The sequence below is a fragment of the Bradyrhizobium sp. genome (assembly GCF_049512235.1).
Taxonomy (GTDB): domain Bacteria; phylum Pseudomonadota; class Alphaproteobacteria; order Rhizobiales; family Xanthobacteraceae; genus Bradyrhizobium.
This window is the reverse complement of the sequence record NZ_JBEKXH010000679.1, coordinates 1-2,924: the sequence shown is the minus strand read 5'-3', so window position 1 is coordinate 2,924 and position 2,924 is coordinate 1. Positions and strand designations below refer to the sequence as shown.

The window sequence follows — 2,924 nt, the reverse complement described above, 5'->3', positions numbered from 1 at the left end:
TCCCTGCTTGAGAGCGAGTTCGGTCGCCCGGCCATCAGGGAAATGCTGCCGATGCAGCCAGGCGACGTGCCGGCAACCTATGCCGACATCGAAGATCTGGCGCGGGACATTGGATTCCGGCCTGCAACCACGATAGCAGAGGGAGTTGCGCAATTTGCGAAATGGTATCGTGACTATCACGATCTCTGACAGCAGCAGGACACTCTGACAGCAGGCCATTCTGAAAGCAGGACACAATGGGCAAATCTATCATCCCACTGATCATGTGCGGCGGCGCCGGGACCCGGCTGTGGCCAGCCTCGCGCGAGGTCCACCCTAAGCAGTTCCTGACCTTGTTCGGGCGGCGCTCGACGTTTCAGGATACCATGCTGCGGGTCTCGGATGCGACGCTGTTTGCCCGTCCGATCGTCATCACCAACACGGTCTATCGCTTCATGGTGCTCGAGCAACTGGTCGAGATCGGGCTTGAAGCCGATGTGCTGCTGGAACCGATGCGGCGGGATTCCGGCCCGGCGATCGCGGCCGGCGCAGCCTTTGCCCAAACCCGCGACACGGATGCGGTGGTGCTGGCGCTCGCCGCCGATCACGTGGTCCGTAACACTCCCGCCTTTATCGCCGCCTGCCGCCAGGGACTGGCCGCGGCCGAAGGCGGACGTATCGTGACCTTCGGTGTTGAGCCTGAGCGTGCGGCTACCGAGTATGGCTATATCAGCCCTGGTGACGTCATTTCCGGCGAGGTCCGCAGCGTGTCGAAATTCGTCGAGAAGCCGGATCCGGCAACCGCGGCCGAATATGTCAAGGCCGGTTATTTCTGGAACAGCGGCAACTTCATGTTTCGCGCTGCCGTTCTGCTCGACGAATACCGCGCGTTCGATGCCGAAAGCGCACAGGCGGTGACCTCATCCGTGCTCAAGGCCGGACGCGATCTCGGCTTCGTCAAACTCGACGCGGACGCATTTGCCGCGGCTAGGCCGATCTCCATCGACTATGCCGTGATGGAAAAGACCGCCCGTGCCGCCGTGGTGCCGGTCGCCTGCGGCTGGTCCGATGTCGGATCATGGCATGCGGTGTGGGAACTGTCGGACAAGGATAGCGAAGGCAATGCCGCGCAGGGCAAGGCCGTGTTCGAGGATTCCCGCAACTGCAATGTTTCGACCGACAGGGCGCTGGTAGCGCTGGAAGGCGTCGACGACCTGGTGGTTGTGGCGACGCAGGACGCCGTGCTGGTGTCACGTCAGAAGGATGCCAACGGCCTGAAGCGGCTGGTTGCGAAACTGAAGAACGTGGCGCCACAGGTCACAGAAGATCATATCAAGGTGCATCGCCCCTGGGGCTCGTACCAGTCGGTCGACAATGGCGAGCGCCACCAGGTCAAGCGCATCGTGGTGAAGCCGGGCGGCCGGCTCTCGCTGCAGAAGCATCACCATCGCTCCGAGCACTGGATCGTGGTGCGCGGCGCGGCGCGGGTGACCGTCAACGAGCAGGTCAAGACCGTACATGAAAACGAATCGATCTATATCCCGATCGGCGCCGTGCACCGGCTGGAAAATCCCGGCAAGATCCTGCTGGAGTTGATCGAGGTCCAGACCGGCAGCTATCTCGGCGAAGACGACATCATCCGCATCGAGGACGACTACCAGCGGAGTTGAAGGATCGTTTGTTGAGGCAACAACGCGCAGCTTCTTCGAAATCCGGTTGGCGCGCTTGAACGGGCAGGCGAGGGCAGACACTGATGCAGGATCAGGACGAGCTTGCCCGTCGGCGCATAGATTGGCGCAGAGGCCCCCGTCGCCAACGCGGTAGATCTGAACAGCAGTTCAAGAATATCGATCAGTGGACCATGAAGCTACTTGCATGAAGCTCGCCGATCGAGAGATTTGTCAGTGCTATGCTATCGGGATTTCCGAGGTTGATCACCGTATCCTGGCCGCCTATCGTCGACTGAAACAGGGATTGCGGCTGGCCGGCCTGAGCCTCGCTCAACAGCGTCGCCAACTGGACGAGGTTGGTGAGCGAAGAAAATCCATCGAGCTCAATGATAGGGGCGTTTGGGGCATTGGCGATGACCTCCGCGCCGAGACCTAGCCGGAACGCCGATGGATCGTTGCTTGTTACCACGGCCCGGGCTACCGAACTTGAAGAGACCAACCAAGGAGGCGAGGATGTTTGCTATGATAGATCTGAAGCTGTTTAATCGTCCTAAAATCGCATGCCGCTCATAGATCCGCCGCCGCATCGTGCGGCGGAGCAGACAGGCTGTCGTACCTTCGCCGGCCGCGACCAGTCGACCGCTCGGGCACGGCGTCAGCGCGATCAATTGAGATTGGAAGATAAAAGCGCTTTGAGGGCGATCAGGCTTCCCGCGGCGGTCAAATGATGTACGTCAAAGTAAAGCGAACTGCCGCCCGAAATCCAGCGGCAGGACTGATGATCACAGAAAGCCGGCAAGCTATCAAATATCTTAAGGGCCGGATTGCGGCGCGCAATTTCTGCAATAAGCGCGCGATAACGGCGTTGCCGGACGTCAACATCATTTCGAGAAAGGATGCAGCCGCTCTTTTCAACCAGCGAAATAGCCCGAGGTCCGCATTGTGCGGGATCAAAACCGATCTCTGGGACGTCAATAAAGTAAACTACCTTCTTGCCGGTGCGTAGCAGACGCGAAACCAAATCAGAGTAGCCATCGATAAAGGCAGCTTCTTGATCTGGAACGAATTTATCATTTTGGTAGATGCCGAAACTTCCAGTCGGAGCGCCCCTGAATGATTGGCCGCTGAAGTATTCGGGACCCATGCTCGCTAGAATAACGGTGGAAATAGTCGATGACGAACTCGCTAGATCAATCGCCGTGCCGGCAAGCAGGTCGCAATTCCTATCTCTGTCGCGCTGCCCTGCGTTTTTCGTGATATAGTGTAAAAACGGCA

At 59.0% G+C, this 2,924-nt stretch carries 3 protein-coding genes and 1 pseudogene; 2 read left to right on the top strand and 2 right to left on the bottom strand.

Features of this window, described 5'->3' with window-relative positions:
* Together ABSG20_RS33805 and ABSG20_RS33800 are read left to right on the top strand one after the other, a co-directional pair.
* Positions 1-189: pseudogene (locus ABSG20_RS33805) on the top strand (UDP-glucuronate 5-epimerase); the annotation flags it as partial.
* 47 nt (positions 190-236) lie between these two features.
* Complete coding sequence (locus ABSG20_RS33800; protein ID WP_423868780.1) at positions 237-1,649, top strand: mannose-1-phosphate guanylyltransferase/mannose-6-phosphate isomerase; 1,413 nt, start codon at positions 237-239, stop codon at positions 1,647-1,649.
* 181 nt (positions 1,650-1,830) lie between these two features.
* Here ABSG20_RS33800 and ABSG20_RS33795 read toward each other — a convergent pair whose 3' ends face one another.
* Together ABSG20_RS33795 and ABSG20_RS33790 are read right to left on the bottom strand one after the other, a co-directional pair.
* Complete coding sequence (locus ABSG20_RS33795) at positions 1,831-2,118, bottom strand: hypothetical protein (RefSeq protein WP_423868779.1); 288 nt, start codon at positions 2,116-2,118, stop codon at positions 1,831-1,833.
* A 195-nt stretch (positions 2,119-2,313) separates the two neighbouring features.
* Positions 2,314-2,924, bottom strand: a 611-nt coding sequence (locus ABSG20_RS33790) for an SGNH hydrolase domain-containing protein (protein ID WP_423868778.1), incomplete at its 5' end; no start/stop codon positions are given.